The organism is Acidimicrobiia bacterium (genome assembly GCA_035651955.1).
In the GTDB taxonomy this organism is placed as follows: Bacteria; Actinomycetota; Acidimicrobiia; order IMCC26256; family JAMXLJ01; genus JAMXLJ01.
The window spans coordinates 1-16610 of the sequence record DASRES010000083.1 but is presented as its reverse complement, the minus strand read 5'-3'; the positions used below and the strand labels follow the sequence as shown (position 1 = coordinate 16610).

At 73.1% G+C, this 16610-nt stretch carries 15 protein-coding genes; 3 read left to right on the top strand and 12 right to left on the bottom strand.

Translation table 11 applies throughout. From position 1 onward, the window contains the following. On the top strand, positions 1-205 hold a 205-nt coding region (locus VFC33_17940; protein ID HZR15121.1), incomplete at its 5' end, for a DNA topoisomerase IB. On the opposite strand, the gene VFC33_17935 is transcribed toward VFC33_17940, so the two are convergent. Genes VFC33_17935 through VFC33_17915 form a run of 5 tightly spaced genes read right to left on the bottom strand, consistent with a single transcriptional unit; the run spans position 178 to position 5055 of the window. After that, on the bottom strand, positions 178-1182 hold the full coding sequence (locus tag VFC33_17935; GenBank protein ID HZR15120.1) for a glycosyltransferase family 9 protein: 1005 nt from the start codon (positions 1180-1182) through the stop codon (positions 178-180). The genes VFC33_17940 and VFC33_17935 overlap by 28 nt on opposite strands. Before the next feature lie 7 nt (positions 1183-1189). After that, complete coding sequence (locus VFC33_17930) at positions 1190-1882, bottom strand: SDR family oxidoreductase (protein HZR15119.1); 693 nt, start codon at positions 1880-1882, stop codon at positions 1190-1192. A gap of 55 nt (positions 1883-1937) precedes the next feature. Then, positions 1938-3329 (bottom strand): D-glycero-beta-D-manno-heptose 1-phosphate adenylyltransferase, encoded by a 1392-nt coding sequence (gene rfaE2, locus VFC33_17925; protein ID HZR15118.1) that lies wholly within the window; start codon positions 3327-3329, stop codon positions 1938-1940. After that, the gene (locus VFC33_17920; GenBank protein HZR15117.1) at positions 3326-4360 is read right to left on the bottom strand and encodes a glycosyltransferase; all 1035 of its coding nucleotides are present in this window, start codon (positions 4358-4360) and stop codon (positions 3326-3328) included. Before VFC33_17920 ends, rfaE2 begins: the two co-directional genes overlap by 4 nt. Further along, a complete protein-coding gene (locus VFC33_17915) occupies positions 4345-5055 on the bottom strand; it encodes a PIG-L family deacetylase (protein HZR15116.1) in 711 nt (236 codons plus the stop codon). The genes VFC33_17920 and VFC33_17915 overlap by 16 nt, the downstream gene beginning before the upstream one ends. A gap of 258 nt (positions 5056-5313) precedes the next feature. On the opposite strand from VFC33_17915, the gene glgX reads away from it, so the two are divergent. Then, on the top strand, positions 5314-7479 hold the full coding sequence (gene glgX / locus VFC33_17910; GenBank protein HZR15115.1) for a glycogen debranching protein GlgX: 2166 nt from the start codon (positions 5314-5316) through the stop codon (positions 7477-7479). Here the strand turns inward: glgX and VFC33_17905 are convergent. The 4 genes from VFC33_17905 to VFC33_17890 are packed head-to-tail and all read right to left on the bottom strand — an operon-like array spanning position 7454 to position 10357. After that, positions 7454-8056 carry a GNAT family N-acetyltransferase gene (locus VFC33_17905; GenBank protein ID HZR15114.1) on the bottom strand — a complete coding sequence of 201 codons (603 nt, stop codon included), beginning with the start codon at positions 8054-8056 and terminating at the stop codon, positions 7454-7456. The genes glgX and VFC33_17905 overlap by 26 nt on opposite strands. A 5-nt stretch (positions 8057-8061) precedes the next feature. Beyond that, positions 8062-8661 carry a chloramphenicol phosphotransferase gene (locus VFC33_17900; protein HZR15113.1) on the bottom strand — a complete coding sequence of 200 codons (600 nt, stop codon included), beginning with the start codon at positions 8659-8661 and terminating at the stop codon, positions 8062-8064. Between the two features lie 44 nt (positions 8662-8705). Next, a complete protein-coding gene (locus VFC33_17895; protein HZR15112.1) occupies positions 8706-9077 on the bottom strand; it encodes a hypothetical protein in 372 nt (123 codons plus the stop codon). Then, entirely contained in the window at positions 9074-10357 is a 1284-nt protein-coding gene (locus VFC33_17890; GenBank protein ID HZR15111.1) for a DUF222 domain-containing protein, read from the bottom strand. Before VFC33_17890 ends, VFC33_17895 begins: the two co-directional genes overlap by 4 nt. Before the next feature lie 128 nt (positions 10358-10485). Here VFC33_17890 and VFC33_17885 point away from each other — a divergent pair, with 128 nt between their 5' ends. Beyond that, the gene (locus VFC33_17885) at positions 10486-11139 is read left to right on the top strand and encodes a dihydrofolate reductase family protein (GenBank protein ID HZR15110.1); all 654 of its coding nucleotides are present in this window, start codon (positions 10486-10488) and stop codon (positions 11137-11139) included. Here the strand turns inward: VFC33_17885 and treY are convergent. From treY to glgB, 3 genes are all read right to left on the bottom strand, one after another. Beyond that, on the bottom strand, positions 11131-13398 hold the full coding sequence (treY, locus tag VFC33_17880; protein ID HZR15109.1) for a malto-oligosyltrehalose synthase: 2268 nt from the start codon (positions 13396-13398) through the stop codon (positions 11131-11133). The genes VFC33_17885 and treY overlap by 9 nt on opposite strands. Then, entirely contained in the window at positions 13395-15206 is a 1812-nt protein-coding gene (gene treZ / locus VFC33_17875; GenBank protein ID HZR15108.1) for a malto-oligosyltrehalose trehalohydrolase, read from the bottom strand. Before treZ ends, treY begins: the two co-directional genes overlap by 4 nt. 8 nt (positions 15207-15214) lie before the next feature. After that, positions 15215-16610 (bottom strand): 1,4-alpha-glucan branching protein GlgB (glgB, locus tag VFC33_17870; protein ID HZR15107.1); only part of this gene is annotated, 1396 nt, incomplete at its 5' end.

Here is a 16610-nt window from a genome sequence, read left to right as displayed (position 1 = left end):
GAAGGCGGTGTGCAAGCGCTCGTACGTGCACCCGGACGTCGTCGACCTGTACGTCGAGGGCGAGCTGCCGGAGCTGTGGGCCGAAGGTCCGTCACGCGACGGCCGCTGGCTGCTCGCCGAGGAGCGCAAGCTGCTGCACGTCCTCCGGCAGACGCGCGCACGCGCCCGCCGCGCGCGTCAGGCCGAGCGTCGCGCGGCCGCCTGAGGCCGGCCCGGCAGCCCGTCGAGCGCGGCGAGGACGTCGCTCACGCTGATCTCGAGCAGGCCGGGGTCCGGGCGCGTCCCGTGCGGATCGTCGGTGCGCCCAGCCCACAGCACGCGGTGCCACGCCCGGTCGCGCGGCGGGCCCCACGCTGCGGGTGACGTCGGACCGAACAGCACGACCGACGGCGTGCGCAGCGCGGTCGCGAGGTGCGCGATCCCGGTGTCGCCTGACACGAGTCTTCCGGCAACCGCGACGACGCGGGCGAGACGCGCGAGGTCCGTGCGGCCCGCGAGCACCGAGTCGTCGGGGAGACCGGCGCGCGCTGCGACCTCTTCGGCGAGCCCCACCTCGGACGGCCCGCCGGTGACGAGCACCGTTCGACCCGAACGCGCTTCCGCGCGCGCGACACGCGCGAACCGCTCGACGGGCCACCGCCGTGCGACGTCGGCCGCGCCGGGATGAACGACGGTCGCGCCGCGGGCGCGCTCGGGCACGGGACCGGGCGGCGGCGACACGTCGAGGCGCGCCGGGTCGGCCGGGACACCTTCCTCGCTCAACAGCCGGCACCAGCGCGCGACCTCGTGCTCGTCGCGGCGCCAGCGCGGGTGCCCGCGGGTGCAGCCGACGTCGCGGTGCGCGAACGCGAGCATCCGCTCCGGTCGCGTCGCGAGCACGATGCGGTGGCTCTGCGGTCCGCGCCCGTGGAGGTTGACCGCGACGACCGGCGGGCGGTCCACGACGACGGGCCGGAGCTCGGCCGTGTCGAGGACGTCCTCGACCGCGCCCGACATCTCCGCGAGCGGTCGGAGTCGCGCCGGCGCGGCCAGCACCCGCCGGTACCCGGGGAACGCATCCGCGAGCGCGCGCAGCGCGGGCACCGCGGTCAACAGGTCGCCGACGCCGAGCGCGCGGAGCACGAGCAGGACGGGACGGAAGTCACGGTCGCGCGCGCCCGTCGCGGCGCTCGTCGTCGTCATCCGCCGATCACGGCCACGACGACTCGACCGACGGGCAGACGACGAGCTCGCGCACCTCGCTCCCCGCGGGCTGGTGCAACGCGAAGACCACCGCCGCCGCGACGTTGCCCGGGTCGTTCATCTTCATCCCGGGCGGGGGCTTGTACTGCTCGTCGCGCGTGTCGAAGAACGGCGTGTCCATCCCGCCCGGCACGAGGAGCGTCACGCCGACCTTCCCCTGGAGCTCCGTCGCGAGCGCGCGGGTGAAGCCGACGACGCCGAACTTGCTCGCGCAGTACGCCGTCGCGTCGCTGACCGCGCGCAGGCCGAGCGTCGACGCGACCGTCACCACGCGGCCGTGCGTCGCCTGGAGCGAGGGGAGCGCGGCGCGCACCACCGCGACGGTGCCCAGGAGGTTGACGCGCACGACCCGCTCCCAGTCCTCGGCCGGGACGTCGGCGAGCGTTCCGCACGAGTCGATGCCCGCGCAGGTGACGACGGCATTGATCTCGCCCAGCCGGTCCGCGACGCGACGGACGGTCGCCTCCGCGGCGCGCCCGTCGGCCAGGTCGACCTGCTCGAAGTCGAGCGCGTCGCCGCGCGTCGCGCGCTCGGGCTCGACCCGGTCGAGCACGACGGGCTTGCCGCCGGCCTCGGCGACCGCGTCGACCACCGCGGCGCCGAGTCCCGACGCCCCTCCGGTGACGAGCACGACTCCCAGTTCCCCGGCGCCGCGGCGCGGATCCCCGGCGCTGCCGCGCGTCTCGGGCGCGTCGCTACGAACCTGCACGCCGGACCTCCTCCACGAGCTGGGTCGTCGAACGACCCTCCAGGTACGGGACGATGACCGCCTGCCCACCCCAGCGGGTCATCACGTCGGCCTCGGGCAGCGACGTCGTGCCGTAGTCGCCGCCCTTCACGAAGACGTGCGGCTGGAGCGCCTCGAGCACGCGCGCCGGCGTGTCGTCGTCGAAGAGGACGACCTCGTCGACGCACGCGAGGCCCCGCAGCACCTCGGCCCGATCGTGCTCGGGCACGAGCGGACGGTCCGGCCCTTTCAGCCGGCGGACCGACGGGTCCGAGTTGAGACACACGACGAGCCAGTCGCCGAGCGCCCGTGCCGCGCGCAGCGCGCTGACGTGACCCGCATGGAGCAGGTCGAAGCATCCCGACGTCGCGACCACCGTCCCACCGCGGGCCCGGATCGACGCAGCGACGTCGAACGCGTTCGCGTCCGTGTGACGCGCCGAGCGGTCGGGCGTCCGCTCGAACCGTACGGCGCCCGCGCCACCGGCCGCGACGAACGCGGTGGCGGACGCGACCGCCGCGACGACCGCCTCGGACGGAAGCGCACCCCGAGCGAGCGCGAGCAGCGCGGCCGACGCGAAGCGATCGCCCGCGCCGCACGCGTCTCCCGATACACAGCGCTCCGTGGGCACGACGAGTGGGTGCGCGGCGCCCGTCGCGAGCAGCGCACCGCGCTCGCCGCGCGTCACCGCGACCGCGCGCGCGTCCCACGTGCGCCGCAGCCACTCGGCCCGTGCCGCGAGGTCGGCCAGGGTCCGGGTCGCCGCGTCCGCGAACGTCGCGACCTCGGGCTCGTTCGGGGTGACGAGCGACGCGGCCGGCACCGGCTCGGCACCCCGCGGGTGCGGGTCCCACACCAGCGGCGCGTCACGTCGCCGTCGCGCGAGCGCGTCACGAACCGCCGGGAGCGAGGTGAGGCCACGGCCGTAGTCCGCGACGAGCACCGCCGCGGCCTCCTCGATGGACCGCGCCGCGCGTGTGGTGAGGTCGCCGATGCCCCTCGCCTCGCGCCCGCCGTAGTCGAGGCGGGCGACGGGGCGGTCGCCCGCGCGTACCCGCACCTTCTCGGGCGTGGCGCCGGCCTGACCCAGGTCCTCGACGTCGATCCCGGCTGCGGTCGCCAGCGCGCGCAGCTCGCGGCCCGCGCCGTCGCGGCCGAGCGCGGTGACGAGCACGACGTCACGGTCGCCGCTCGTGTCGCGTGCGAGCAGCGCGGCGGCGAGCGCGGCGCCGCCGGGCCGGGCCCGAGCCTCGATGTCGTCGACCACCGGCGCGGGCGCGTCGGGACACAGGCGCTCGACCCGGCCGTCGAGGTCGCGGTCGAGGAGCGCGTCGCCGACGACGACGATCGGTCGTGTCACGGGCGTGAGACGGACGGCGGCATCGGTGCGCGTGCTACCCCGGGCCGGTGCGCCTGCAAACGGTCGCGAGCGTGCGGCGCGGACCGCTGTGGCACCGACCCCTGTGTCACCGAGCCGCGCCGTCGCTCGTGGGCGAGCCAGGCGCGCTCCGCGACGTCGATCTCGCGCGCGACGGGTCGGGGCACGACCCGGCGGTTGCGCAGCGCCCACGGCAGGGCGAGCGCCGCGTCCGCGAGCCCGCGCGCGGTCGCGCGGTCGTGCACCGCGATGCGGGCGGTGCGCGACGCGGTCCGCGCGAGCGCGCGCAGCGGCCGCGCGAGCGCCGCGGTGAGCACCTCGTTGCGGGCCAGCACGCGTCGCCGAGCCGTGACGTCGCGCACGGGTGACGGGCGGTGGTGCACGACGACGTCCGGCGCGTAGACGAGGTCCCATCCGGCTGCCGCGAGCCGGTACGCGACGACGGACTCCTCGCCGCCCACGCCCAGGCGCGGCTCGAACCCGCCCGTCGCGATGAACGCGTCGCGACGCACGACGGAGGCGCTGGCGAGGAACCCCACGAGCCGCGGGCCGGGGAGCCCCGCCCGGGGCGGGATCGGGCTGCGCGCCAGGAACTCGCACGTGGCGTCGTCGTGCGCGTCGTCACCGACGACGACCCGTCCACACACGAGCGCGACGGACGGGTGCGCGTCGAGGACCTGGACGGCACGGGTGAGGGCACCCGGTTGCCAGCACACGTCGTCGTCGCAGAACGCGACGTACCGGCAGTCCGAGATCTGCGCGCCGACGGTTCGTGCGGACGCCTCGAGGTTCGTGCTCGCGGCGATGACGTCGACGTCCGCGCCCAGCGCGCGGAGCGCGGCGACGGAGCCGTCCTCCGACGCGTTGTCGACGACGACGACCCGCGGGTTCTCGGGCAGGCCGACGAGCCCGACGACGGTTTGCAACAGGTCGTCGCGACGGTTGCGGGTGATGACGACGACGGCCACGTCGGAACGCAGCCCGGGGACCTGGCCGGCTAGCGCGTGAGCCACCAGTACTCCTCGGCCCGGAGCGCGTCGTCGTGGCCGGGGCGGCCGGGCGTGTCGAGCGCACGCAGCTGCGAGGCGTAGCAGGTCACCGCGCGCTCCTTGCGCTCGCGGTCGACGGGGACGGGCGGGGCCGGGTGGGGCTCGATCCCCACGTCGCGTAGCTCGTCCAGCGCGCGCTCCACCTCGCCGTCGAGCGCGCGGTACGGCGACTCCGCGTACGCCAGCCACGCCACGTCGCCGGTCCTCGAGCGTGCGCGCAGGCACGCAGCGCGGGTGTCGCGGTGGTCGTCGTGGAAGAGCCCGAGCGGCGTGACGACGGTCGCGGCGCCGTACGCGTCGATCACCGACACGATCGCGTCCGCCACCTCGTCGAGGTCGCGCGGGCCGTCGTGGTCGTCGCGGTACTGCGCGTCGCGGAAGCGCAACCAGACGGGTTCGGCGCCGAGCTGGCGGAGCGCGCGGCGATCCTCGCGACGCCGATGCCCGACGATGTCGTCGCCGGGGCCGAAGCCCGACGCGCGGTCCCACTCGGTCGGGGGCGTGCCGGCGGGTGGCCGGCCCGCGAACACCGTCGCGACGACGGTGCCGGGATGGGCGGCGATCAGCGCGCCGCAGCTCATCACGGCGTCGTCGAGGTGCGGCGACACGACGAGGACGGGCGTGGCGAGGCGCAGCCGCGGCGGTGCGTGGACGGTCATGCGCGCCCGCCGAGCTCGTCGTCCTTCGCGAAGGCATGGTCGACGCGCCCGTGGTCGTCCGTGAGCAGGTCGATCGGGTTCATTCGTCCTCCGGCGTATTGTCGGGCCGCGTTGCCCGTCCGGCCGCGCATTACCCCGGGGCCCGGTGGGCGCATGCGGGCGGCGGCGCTCTCACGGCGTGTCGCCGGCCGTCACGCTGGGTCGGCCCGGGCGGACGCCGGTTGGTGCACCGGGCGGTCCGGGAAGGCACCATTGGTCATGCCGTCCTCGCCGCTGGCCTCGCCGGGGCCCAGATCCTCCGGGAGGCCGATCGTCTGGCCCGGCCGGGCCTACCCGCTCGGTGCGACCTACGACGGGACCGGCACGAACTTCTCGGTGTTCTCCGACGTGGGCGACCGCGTCGAGCTGTGCTTGTTCGACACCAACGGCCGCGAGACACGCGTGGAGCTGCCCGAACGCAGCGCGTACATCCACCACGGCTTCCTGCCCGGCGTGTCACCGGGGCAGCGGTACGGCTACCGCGTCTACGGGCCGTGGTCGCCGCACCAGGGGTTGCGGTGCAACCCGGCGAAGCTCCTGCTCGACCCGTACGCGAAGGCGGTCGAGGGTCAGGTGCGGTGGGACCGCGCCGTGTTCCCGTACCGCTTCGGCGACGAGAACCGCGCGAGCACGGCGGACAGCGCGCGGTACATGCCGAAGAACGTCGTCACCAACCCGTTCTTCGACTGGGGCAACGACCGTCCGCCCGACACGCCGTGGCACCGCACGGTCGTGTACGAGATGCACGTCAAGGGGTTCACGGCGCGGCATCCCGGCGTGCCGCCCGAGCTGCGCGGCACGTACGCGGGGCTCGCGATGCCGAACGTCGTCGAGTACCTGCAGCAGCTCGGCGTCACGGCGATCGAGCTGCAGCCCGTCCACCAGTTCGTGCACGACGACGCGCTCGTGCGGCGCGGGCTGCGCAACTACTGGGGCTACAACTCGATCTGCTTTCTCGCGCCGCACAACGAGTACAGCTCATCGGGGTCGCTCGGCCAGCAGGTGCAGGAGTTCAAGCAGCTCGTCCGCACGATGCACGAGGCCGGCATCGAGGTCATCCTCGACGTCGTCTACAACCACACGGCCGAGGGCAACCACCTCGGGCCGATGCTGTCGTTCAAGGGTCTCGACAACCGCGCGTACTACCGGCTGTCGGAGGAGGACCCGCGCTACTACGTCGACTACACGGGTACCGGCAACACGCTGAACATGCGCGACCCGCATGTGTTGCAGCTCGTGATGGACAGCCTGCGGTACTGGGTCCTCGAGATGCACGTCGACGGCTTCCGCTTCGACCTCGCCGCGACGCTGGCGCGCACGCTGCACGACGTCGACCGGCTGTCCGCGTTCTTCGACCTCATCCAGCAGGACCCGGTCATCTCGCAGGTCAAGCTGATCGCCGAGCCGTGGGACGTCGGCGAGGGCGGTTACCAGGTCGGGAACTTCCCGCCCCAGTGGTCCGAGTGGAACGGCCGCTACCGCGACACCGTGCGCGACTACTGGCGGGGCGAGGACCGGACGTTGGGCGAGTTCGCGTACCGGTTCACGGGCAGCTCGGACCTCTACGAGCAGACGGGCCGCCGGCCGTCGGCGAGCATCAACTTCGTCACCGCGCACGACGGGTTCACGCTCGCCGACCTCGTCGCGTACAACGACAAGCACAACGAGGCGAACGGCGAGGACAACCGCGACGGCGAGAGCTTCAACCGGTCGTGGAACTGCGGCGTCGAGGGTCCGACGGACGATCCCGACGTGCTCGCGCTGCGCCATCGCCAGCAGCGCAACTTCCTGGCGACGCTGTTCCTGTCACAGGGCGTCCCGATGCTGCTCGCAGGCGACGAGCGCGGTCGCACGCAGGGCGGCAACAACAACGCGTACTGCCAGGACAACGAGATCTCGTGGATGGACTGGGGCACGTTCGACGAGTCGCTGCTCCAGTTCACCCGGCGGCTCGTGCAGCTGCGCGCCGAGCACCCGGTGTTCCGCCGGCGCCGGTGGTTCCAGGGCCAGCCGATCCGCGGCGGTGGGGTCGGCGACATCGCATGGTTCACGCCCGACGGCGGGGAGATGACGGACGAGGACTGGAACGTGAGCTTCGCGAAGTCGCTCGGCGTGTTCCTCAACGGCGACGGGATCCACTATCTCGACGCGCGCGGGCAGCAGGTGCTCGACGAGACGTTCTACGTGATCTTCAACGCGCACCACGAGCGCATGACGTTCTCGCTCCCGGGTGAGCAGTGGGGCCGGCGGTGGGAGAAGCTGCTCGACACGGCGGAGGTGGGCGTCGTCGACCGGCGCGACCACGTCGAGGTCAAGGCGGCCGAGCAGCTCGACGTCGAGGCGCGTTCGCTGGTGCTGCTCATGCGGGTCGACCCGGGCGGGTAGCGCGCTCGTCCCACTCGGCCGCGGTGACCTCGAAGTGCGCGACGGCCACCGCGCCCCGGCGGTCGGTCGGTGGTGCGAGGAGATCGCGTGTCCGCGTCATGCCGAGGCGTTCCGCGACCCGGACCGAGCGCGTGTTGTCGGCCTGCGGGAGCGAGCACACGCGTTCGAGCGCGAGCGTCGCGAACGCGTGATCGAGCGCGGCGGTGGCACCCTCGGTCGCGTACCCGTGACCCCACGCGCCGGGCGCGAGCCGCCATCCGACCTCGACGGCGGGGAGGATCTCGGGCAGGAACGTCGGGACCGACAGGCCGAGGTAGCCGATCACGCGGCCGTCGGCGCGTGTGCGCGCGATCCAGCAGCCCATCCCGAGCTCCGTCCATTCGTCGAGCTGCGCGTCGAGGAACGCCTGCGTCTCGTCGCGCGTGAAGCCGCGGCCGAACGGGAACTCCCACACCTCATGCTGCGCGAACACGACGGCGAGCTCGTCGAGGTCGCTCGGCGCGAACCGGCGCAGGTCGAGGCGGGCCGTCGTCACGTCCGGCAGCGGCGCGGCGAGCGGGGGCGCGAGACGGGTCACGCGGGTCATCGTCGCGTGTCGAGCGCGGCGATGCGCGTGAACGCGTCGCCGGGCGGGCTGTGCTCGACGCGGTCGCGGATCCGTGCGGCGCACTCCTCGGGTGTCAGCACAGAAGTGTCGACCTCGAGGTCGTAGATCCCCGGCGTGTGGACCTCGGTCTGCCAGCGCAGGACGGGCGGCGGCGGGTCGCCGTCGAGCCCGCGCCGCTGCATGATCACCCCGATCCGGCAGCGGACGCCGACGAGCAGCGTCGGGAGGTCGGCGACCTGCCGCGCGACGTTCGGGAGGATCCGCAGCGGCGTCGAGTACGAGTCGTGGTGGTCGACGTCGACGACGACGTTCAGCGCGCGCCGGCTGTGCGCCGCAACCGAGTCGTAGAGGGCCGCGTAGAACGCGGAGACGAGCGGTTCGAGATCGGGTCGCTCACCGCCCGGACGGAGTCCGATGCCCGGCTGGTAGCGCGGCGGCGTGACGGCGCGAGCGAACACGTCGACACCGAGGTTCATCCACGGACCGTCGAACGTCTCCTGCACGACGCGCACGATGCTCGACTTGCCGGCGCGCGGGGCACCGTTGAGCACGACGATCCACCCCGGCTTCGTCACGCGTGTTCCCCTGTTCGTCGTCGACCGGTCCCGCGGGACGGCGCTCAGTCCGGCCAGTCGAGCTGCGACTCGGGTACTCCGACGGCACGCGCGTGGTCCTCGGCGGCCGCGCGTCCGTCGTGATCGCCGCGCGGATAGCGGAAGACCACGTTCGCGAACACGACGAACGACTCGTCGGCAGAGTGGAAGTCGCAGTACCAGCCGCCGACCGGGTCGAGCGCGGCCGCGAGTGCGCGCGCGAGCTCGTCGGCGTCGCCGTCGTCCGCGGTGAAGTCGATCAGCGTCCACACGGATGGTTGGCCCGCGCCGACGTCGCCCCACTCGGCACGGGAGATCCTCGTCACGCGCAGGTCGACACCGTCGATCGCGAACCCGACCCGCAGGCTCTCGGCCACGAGGCCGCCGGCGAGCGTCATGCTGCGTCCGCATCCTCTTCGTCGTCGGGCGGTCCCGCGGGACCGCGGTGGTCGATGCACCAGAGTGCGGTCACGACGTGGTCGAGGTCGAGCGGGTCGCCGTACCAGCGCGCGATCGGCGTGGTCGAGTCGATCGCGATGCCGCGACGGCGGTTGTCGTCCTCGATCGCGTGCTGGTCGCCCGTGCGAGCCGGTTGCCCGGGTCGGACGACCCTGCCGAGCGGGTCGATCGCGACGAAGGTCCCGTCGGCCCCGCCTGGCTCGCGCCGGAGCGACCAGCCTCCTTCGTGGACGAGGCGATGGTGGTGCCAGCAGAGCTCGACGAGGTTGGCGAGGTCGTGCGTCCCGCCGTGCGCCCAGTGCCTGATGTGGTGCACGTCGAGGAAGACCCGCCCGTGACAGCCCGGGAACCGGCAGCCGCGGTCGCGCGCGTGCACCGCACGGCGCGTCGCCGCGGGGACGGTCCGCGTCCGCTTCGATGCTGTCCCGCCGGGACGCACCTCGACGACGGACGCGTCGCAGGCGAGCCGGCGCGCCGTCTCGGGTGCGATCCAGGTGTCGTCGTCCAGCGTGCATTCGCGGTCCTCGCCGACGTGCACCACGACCTGGGTGCGCTCACCGCCGGTGCGGGCATGCGGGCCGACCGCGAGGTACGTCTCGCAGATCTCGACGAGTGCATCCGCGTTCGTCGTCGCGGCCGGTCCCGCGGGACCGCGCGTGCGCACCGCTTCGAGCGCGGCGCGGACGACGGCTGCCGTCTCGGCGGGCAGGCGGCCGTGGATCGACACCGTGCCGTCGTCGTTGGCGTCGAGGCGCACGTGAGGCTCGGCGTGCCGGCGGTTCGCCTCCGCGGTCTCGTCCTGTTCGTCCCTCACGCCGCGGTACGCGCGCACGATCCGCTCGACCTGTACCGCAGTCGCGTGCAACGCCAGGTCGACGAGCTCGTCCTCGTTGCCCGCCGTCGCGATGCGCGTCAGCGCGCGCACCTTCGAGTACGACAGCCGCCCCGACGCGAACGCGTCGCGAACTGCGGGGAGCTCCTCCAACGCGCGCGCAACCCGGACCCGCTCCCGCGCCGCGCGCTCGTCGACGCCGCAGTGCCAGCTCAGCCACTGCGCGCACGACCGACAGCCCCACGTCTCGTAGCCGGCCCGCCGGTCGAACTCCGCGACGAGCAGCAACCACCGGCACCTGGCTGCGTCCAGGTGCGCGGCCAGCTGTGTGATCTCCGCCTCGAGGCGCTCCAACGGCATAGCCGTCGCCTCCACCACTCCGGGCATCTCCGAACCTCCGTCGTCGCGACGACACGGAACGAGCGGGGAAGCGAACGTACGTTCGTATGGTAGCACCGGTCCCGCGGGACCGCACGCACCGATGAGTCCCGTCGCCGCGTAGCGTCACGACGCACATGACGAAGCTGCGTGTGCACGACTTCGCGGTCTCGCTCGACGGGTTCGGCGCGGGCCCGGACCAGAGCATCGACCACCCGCTCGGTGTCGGCGGCGAGCGCATGCACGAGTGGATCTTCGAGACGCGGACCGGCCGGGCGATGATCGGCGAGGACGGCGGCGAGACGGGCGTCGACGACGACTTCGTCGGTGCCGGCTTCGACGGCCTCGGCGCCACGATCATGGGCCGGAACATGTTCGGCCCCGTTCGTGACGAATGGGGTGACAGTGACTGGACGGGCTGGTGGGGTGACGACCCGCCGTTCCACCACCCCGTCTTCGTCCTCACCCACCACCCGCGTCCGCCGATCGAGATGCAGGGCGGCACGACGTTCCACTTCGTCACCGACGGGATCGAGGCCGCCCGCGAGCAGGCGTTCGCGGCCGCGGGCGACGCCGACGTTCGCGTCGGCGGTGGCGTCTCGACGCTGCGGCAGTACCTGCGCGCGGGGCTCGTCGACGAGCTGCATCTCGCGATCACGCCCGTGCTCCTCGGCCGCGGTGAACGGCTGTTCGAGGACGTCGACGCCATCGACGAGACGTACGAGTGCGTCGACGTCGTGCGCGCGCCCTCACGCGTCGTGCACGTGACGCTCGCCTGCCGGTCACGCTGAGCCGAGCAGCAGCGCGACGGGGAGCGTCGCCAGCACGTCGGCGAGGTCGAGCGCGCCGTCGACGGCGCCGACTGCGCGATCCCCGAGCGCGTCGTGCCACTCACGTGGTGCACGCTCGGGCAGCGCGAGCACGCCGTCCGCGACGCCGCGTGTCGGGAACCGTGACGCGATCGCGACCGCCCAGTCGTCACCCTCACGACGGGCGAACGCGATGACTCGCGCGTCGTCGCACGCCAGCGGCACGTATGCGCCGCCGACGAACAGCGCGGGGTGCTCGCGCCGCGCGTGCAGCGCGCGCGTCGTCGTGAGCAGCTTCCGGCCGTCGGGATCGTCCGACGCATCACGCAGCAGCGTTCGACGTCGTGCGAAGTCGACGGGCCGGCGGTTGTCGGGGTCGACGAGGCTCAGATCGATCAGCTCCGTGCCCTGGTACGTGTCGGCGACGCCGGGACCCGCGAGCTTCAGGAGTGCGAGCACCAGCGAGTTGTGCGCGCCCGCGCGCGCCACGCACCCGACGAGATCGCCGAACGCGGCGAGGTACGCCGTGCCGCCGTTCGCGAGACACGCGTCGAGCGCGGCGAGCACGGCACGCTCGTGTGCCTCGTCGGGGGAGAGCCAGCTCGTCTGCTGCTTCGCCTCGCGCAGCGCCTTGCGCAGGTAGTCGTGGAGGCGCGCACGAAGGTCGGGGCCGTCGAGCCCCACGCCGAGCAACGTCTGCGCGAGGAGTCGCTGCTCGACGGCGGTCAGCGCAGACAGGTCCAGACGGTCTCGCAAGCGCGCCAACCCCGCCTCGAACTCGTCCGCGCGCTCGGACAGCACCGCGATGCGCGCCCGGACGTCCTCGCTGCGCTTCGTGTCGTGCGTGCTCGTCGCGAGCATGGTGCGCGGCCAACGCTCCGCCCGAGCAGCGTTCCGCGCGTGCAACCGCGCGACCGCGTGGTCGGGCGCCCGTCCGGGATCGCCACCGACGTCGTTGCGCGACACGAGGACGGCATCGCGGTAGAGCGCGGTGTCCTCGTGGCCCTTCGCCATCACCGGTCCGCACAGCTGCTGCCAGCGCATCGCGACGTCACGCGCCCCGGCCGAGGTCAGCCGCTCCACCAGCGCGGCCGCCTCGCTCGTCCCGACCCGCTCCGCCGCGTGCGTGAGGACGTCGAGGTCCTCGTCACCCGGCCCGTCGCCGTCGAGGTACGTGCGGTAGACGGGCAGCGCGACGGTCAGTGCCGTCACGCTCGTCCGCTCGCGCTCGCCCAGTGCCTCGACCACACGGTCGAGCTCGGGGCGCAAGAGCTCTTCGAGCACCATGCGCTTGGCCTCGCGCTCCACGGTCTCGAACGGGGGCTGCACACGCGCCAGCGTTCGCCAGCCGTCCGGGTCCACGAGCACGTCGTCGAGGTCGGTCATCGCGTCGTAGCCCGTCGTGCCGTCGACGGGCCACCCGTCGCGCAGCGTCTCGTCGCCGGTGAGGATCTTCTCCACGACGACGTACGTCCCGTCGCCCGCCAGCGCGCGCAAACGCCGGAGGTACGCGAGCGGATCGCGCAGCCCGTCCACGTGGTCGACCCGCAGCCCGTCGATCACGCCGTCCCGCAGGAGGGAGCGCACGAGCGCGTGGGTCTCCTCGAACACGAGCGGATCGTCGACCCGCACCCCGACGAGCGAGTCGACGTCGAAGAACCTCCGGTAGTTGCGGCGGGGCTCGTGCCAGTCGACCAGCTCGTAGTGCTGGCGCGCGAGCACGTCGTGCACCGTGCCGCTCACGTCGCCGTCGCGCAGCGGCAGGACCATGCCGCCGACGTGGAGCAGACCGTCGTGTCCGACGCGCACGTCGCCGCGAACGACACACTGCTCGACGGGCCGGTCGACCACCGGCAGCAAGACGCGCCCGTCCGTCCAGTCGACGTCGAAGACCCGCGCGTGGGGTGCGTCGGGACCGTCGCGCAACGTCCCCCACCACCACGGGTTGTCGACGGACGCGGCGAGGTGGTTCGGGACGATGTCGACGACGAGCCCGAGGCCGCGGCCGTGCGCGTCGGCGGCGAGCTCGCGCAGCCCGTCGGCGCCGCCGAGCTCGTCGCTGACGCGCGTGGGGTCGATCACGTCGTAGCCGTGCATGCTCCCGGCGACCGCGGTCGTGACGGGGGAGAGGTACACGTGCGACACGCCGAGGTCGTCGAGGTACCCGAGGACCGCGCGCGCGTCCGCGAACGTGAAGCCCGCGTGGAGCTGCAGGCGGTACGTCGAGACCGGCGGGCTCACGACTGGCGGTGCAGCACGAGCACTCCCCAGGGGCCGACGCGAAGTGTCGCTTCCCCGTCGGACAGCACGTCGCCGCCGTTGGCGCGGTCGCCGTCGGTGTCGCCCGCGAGCACGCGCCACCGCCTGCGGCGCAGCGGCGCGCGCACGTCCACGGCGTCGTCACCGAAGTGGAGGACGAGCGCGCCCAGGTCCTCGCCCGCACGGCGCTGCACGACCAGCGTGCGCGCGTCGGGGTGCGTCGACACGTCGCACGCGGACGGGTCGAGACGAGCGAACGCGGGCACCGACGCGCGCACGTCGAGGAGCGTCCGGAACCACGCTCTCATCGCGTCGGCGTCGGGCGACGAGCGACCACGATGCAACACCGCGGACCGGAACGTGTCCTCGCTCTGCGGGTCGGGCGGCTCACCTTCCCACCCGAAGCCCGCGAACTCCTCGGCCCGCCCGCGCCGCACCGCCTCCACCAACTGCGGATCCGAGTGGCTGACGAAGTACGGGAACGGCGCGCGCTCGCCGTACTCGTCGCCCTGGAACACGAGCGGCACGAACGGTGACAGGAGCACCGCGGCCGCGGCGAGACGCGACGCCTCCGCCGGGAGGGAGGCGGACAGGCGGTCGCCCGCCATCCGGTTGCCCACCTGGTCGTGGTTCTGCGCGAACACGACGAAGCGCGACCCCGGCATCCCGCGTGACGGCGACCCGTGGCGGCGGCCACGGAAGCGCGAGAAGCGGCCGTCGTACACGTAGCCGTCGGTGTACGCGCGTGCCAGGTCGTCGAGCGCGCCGAAGTCCTCGTAGTAGCCGTGGCGCTCGCCGGTGAGCAGCGCGTGGAGCGCGTGGTGGAAGTCGTCGTTCCATTGCGCGTCGCACCCGAGGCCACCCAGCTCCACGGGGCGGATCACGCGGACGTCGTTCGCGGCGCTCTCGGCGATCACGTGCACGACCCGCCCGCGTGCGGCCGCGCGCTCGTGCACCGTCTCGACCAGCTCCTGCACGAACGGGTGCGCACTCGGGTCGACGATCGCGTGCACGGCGTCGAGTCGGAGCGCGTCGACGTGCGCGCCGTCGACCCACCACCATGCGTTCTCGACGAAGTAGCGGCGCACCTCGTCGCTGCCCGGCCCGTCGAAGTTGAGCGCGTCACCCCACGGGGTCCGGTACCGGTCGGTGAAGTACGGACCGAAGTCGCGCAGGTGGTTCCCCTCGGGTCCCAGGTGGTTGTAGACGACGTCGAGGATCACGGCCATGCCGAGCGCGTGGGCGGCGTCGACGAACGCCCGGAACCCGTCGATCCCGCCGTATGCGTGGTGCGCGGCGTACGGCAGGACGCCGTCGTAGCCCCAGTTGCGCGCGCCCGGGAACTCGGCGATCGGCATCACCTCGACGGCGGTGATGCCGGCGTCGCGCAACCCGCGCAGCTCGCGTCCCGCGGCCGCGAAGGTCCCGTCGGGGGTGAACGTCCCGACGTGGATCTCCTCGATCACGTAGCGATCCAGCGACGGGTTGCGCCACATGCCGTCCGTCCACGCGAACGTCTCGTCGACGACCGCCGACGGCCCGTCGACCCCGTCGGGTTGCGCGCGCGACGCGGGATCGGCGCGCTCCACGCCGTCGAGCACGTACACGTACCGGTCGCCGGGCCCGACCCCGTCGACGACCGTGCACCAGTAGCCGCGGTCGTCACGCGTCATGTCGACGTCGCGCCGACCCGAGCTCAGCACGCGCAGCACGACCCGCGACGGCGTGGGTGCCCACACCGTGAAGGAGGTCCGCCCGTCTCCGAGCGCGTGCGCGCCCAGCCGCGTCACCGCGCGGGTCACTCGGGAACGAGGAACAGCGCGCCCAGGGGCGGGAGCGTCAACGTGAGCGACCACGGCTGGCCGTGCAGCGGGACGGGATGGGCCTCCACGCGCCCGTAGTTGCCCACACCGCTGCCGGCGTACTCGCGCGCGTCGCTGTTGGCGCGCTCGGACCACCACCCGCCCGAGGGCACCCCGACGCGGTAGTTGTCGCGGATGACGGGCGTGAAGTTGAACACCACGACGACCGGATCCGCGCCGGGCGCGACTCGCATGAACGCGAGCGCACTGTTGTCGGCGTCCTCGGCGACGAGCCACCGGAACCCGGCGGGGTCGGCATCGCGCGCATGGAGCGCGGGCAGGTCGCGGTGCAAGCGGTTCAGATCGCCGAGCCAGCGTCCGATCGCCGCGTGCCACGGCTCGTCGCGCAGGTGCCACGGCAGCCCGACGTCGTGGTTCCACTCCTCCCACGGCGCGACCTCCGACCCCATGAACAGCAGCTTCTTGCCGGGGAGCCCGTACTGGTACGCGAACAGCAGTCGCAGGTTGGCGAAGCGCTGCCAGTCGTCGCCCGGCATCTTGGCCAGGAGCGACCCCTTGCCGTGCACGACCTCGTCGTGCGAGAGCGGCATCACGAAGTTCTCGGTGTGCGCGTACACGGCGCGGAACGTGAGCTCGCTGTGGTGGTAGCGGCGGTGGATCGGGTCACGCTCGAAGTACTGCAACGTGTCGTGCATCCACCCCATGTCCCACTTCATGCCGAACCCCAGGCCGCCCACGTACGTCGGCCGCGACACCATCGGCCACGCGGTCGACTCCTCGGCGACGGTCTGCACGTCGGGGAACTCCCGGTACACCTCCTCGTTGAGCATGCGCAGGAACGAGACCGCGTCGAGGTTCTCGCGACCGCCCCACTCGTTGGGGATCCACTCGCCCTCGTTGCGCGAGTAGTCGAGGTAGAGCATCGACGCGACCGCGTCCACGCGCAGGCCGTCCGCGTGGTAGCGGTCGAGCCAGAACATCGCGCTACTGGCCAGGAACGCGCGCACCTCGTGCCGGCCGTAGTTGAACACCAGCGTGTCCCAGTCGGGGTGGTAGCCCTGGCGCGGGTCGGCGTGCTCGAACAGGTGCGTGCCGTCGAAGTACGCGAGCCCGTGCTCGTCGGCGGGGAAGTGCGACGGCACCCAGTCCAGGATCACGCCGATCCCGTTCTGGTGCAGGTGGTCGACGAACTCCATGAAATCCTGCGGCGAGCCGTAGCGCGCGCTCGGCGCGAAATAGCCCGTCGTCTGGTAGCCCCACGAGCCGTAGAACGGGTGCTCGGTCACCGGCATCAGCTCGACGTGCGTGAACCCCATCTCCTTCACGTACGCCGCGAGCGACCGCGCGATGTCGCGGTAGCCGAGGACGCGG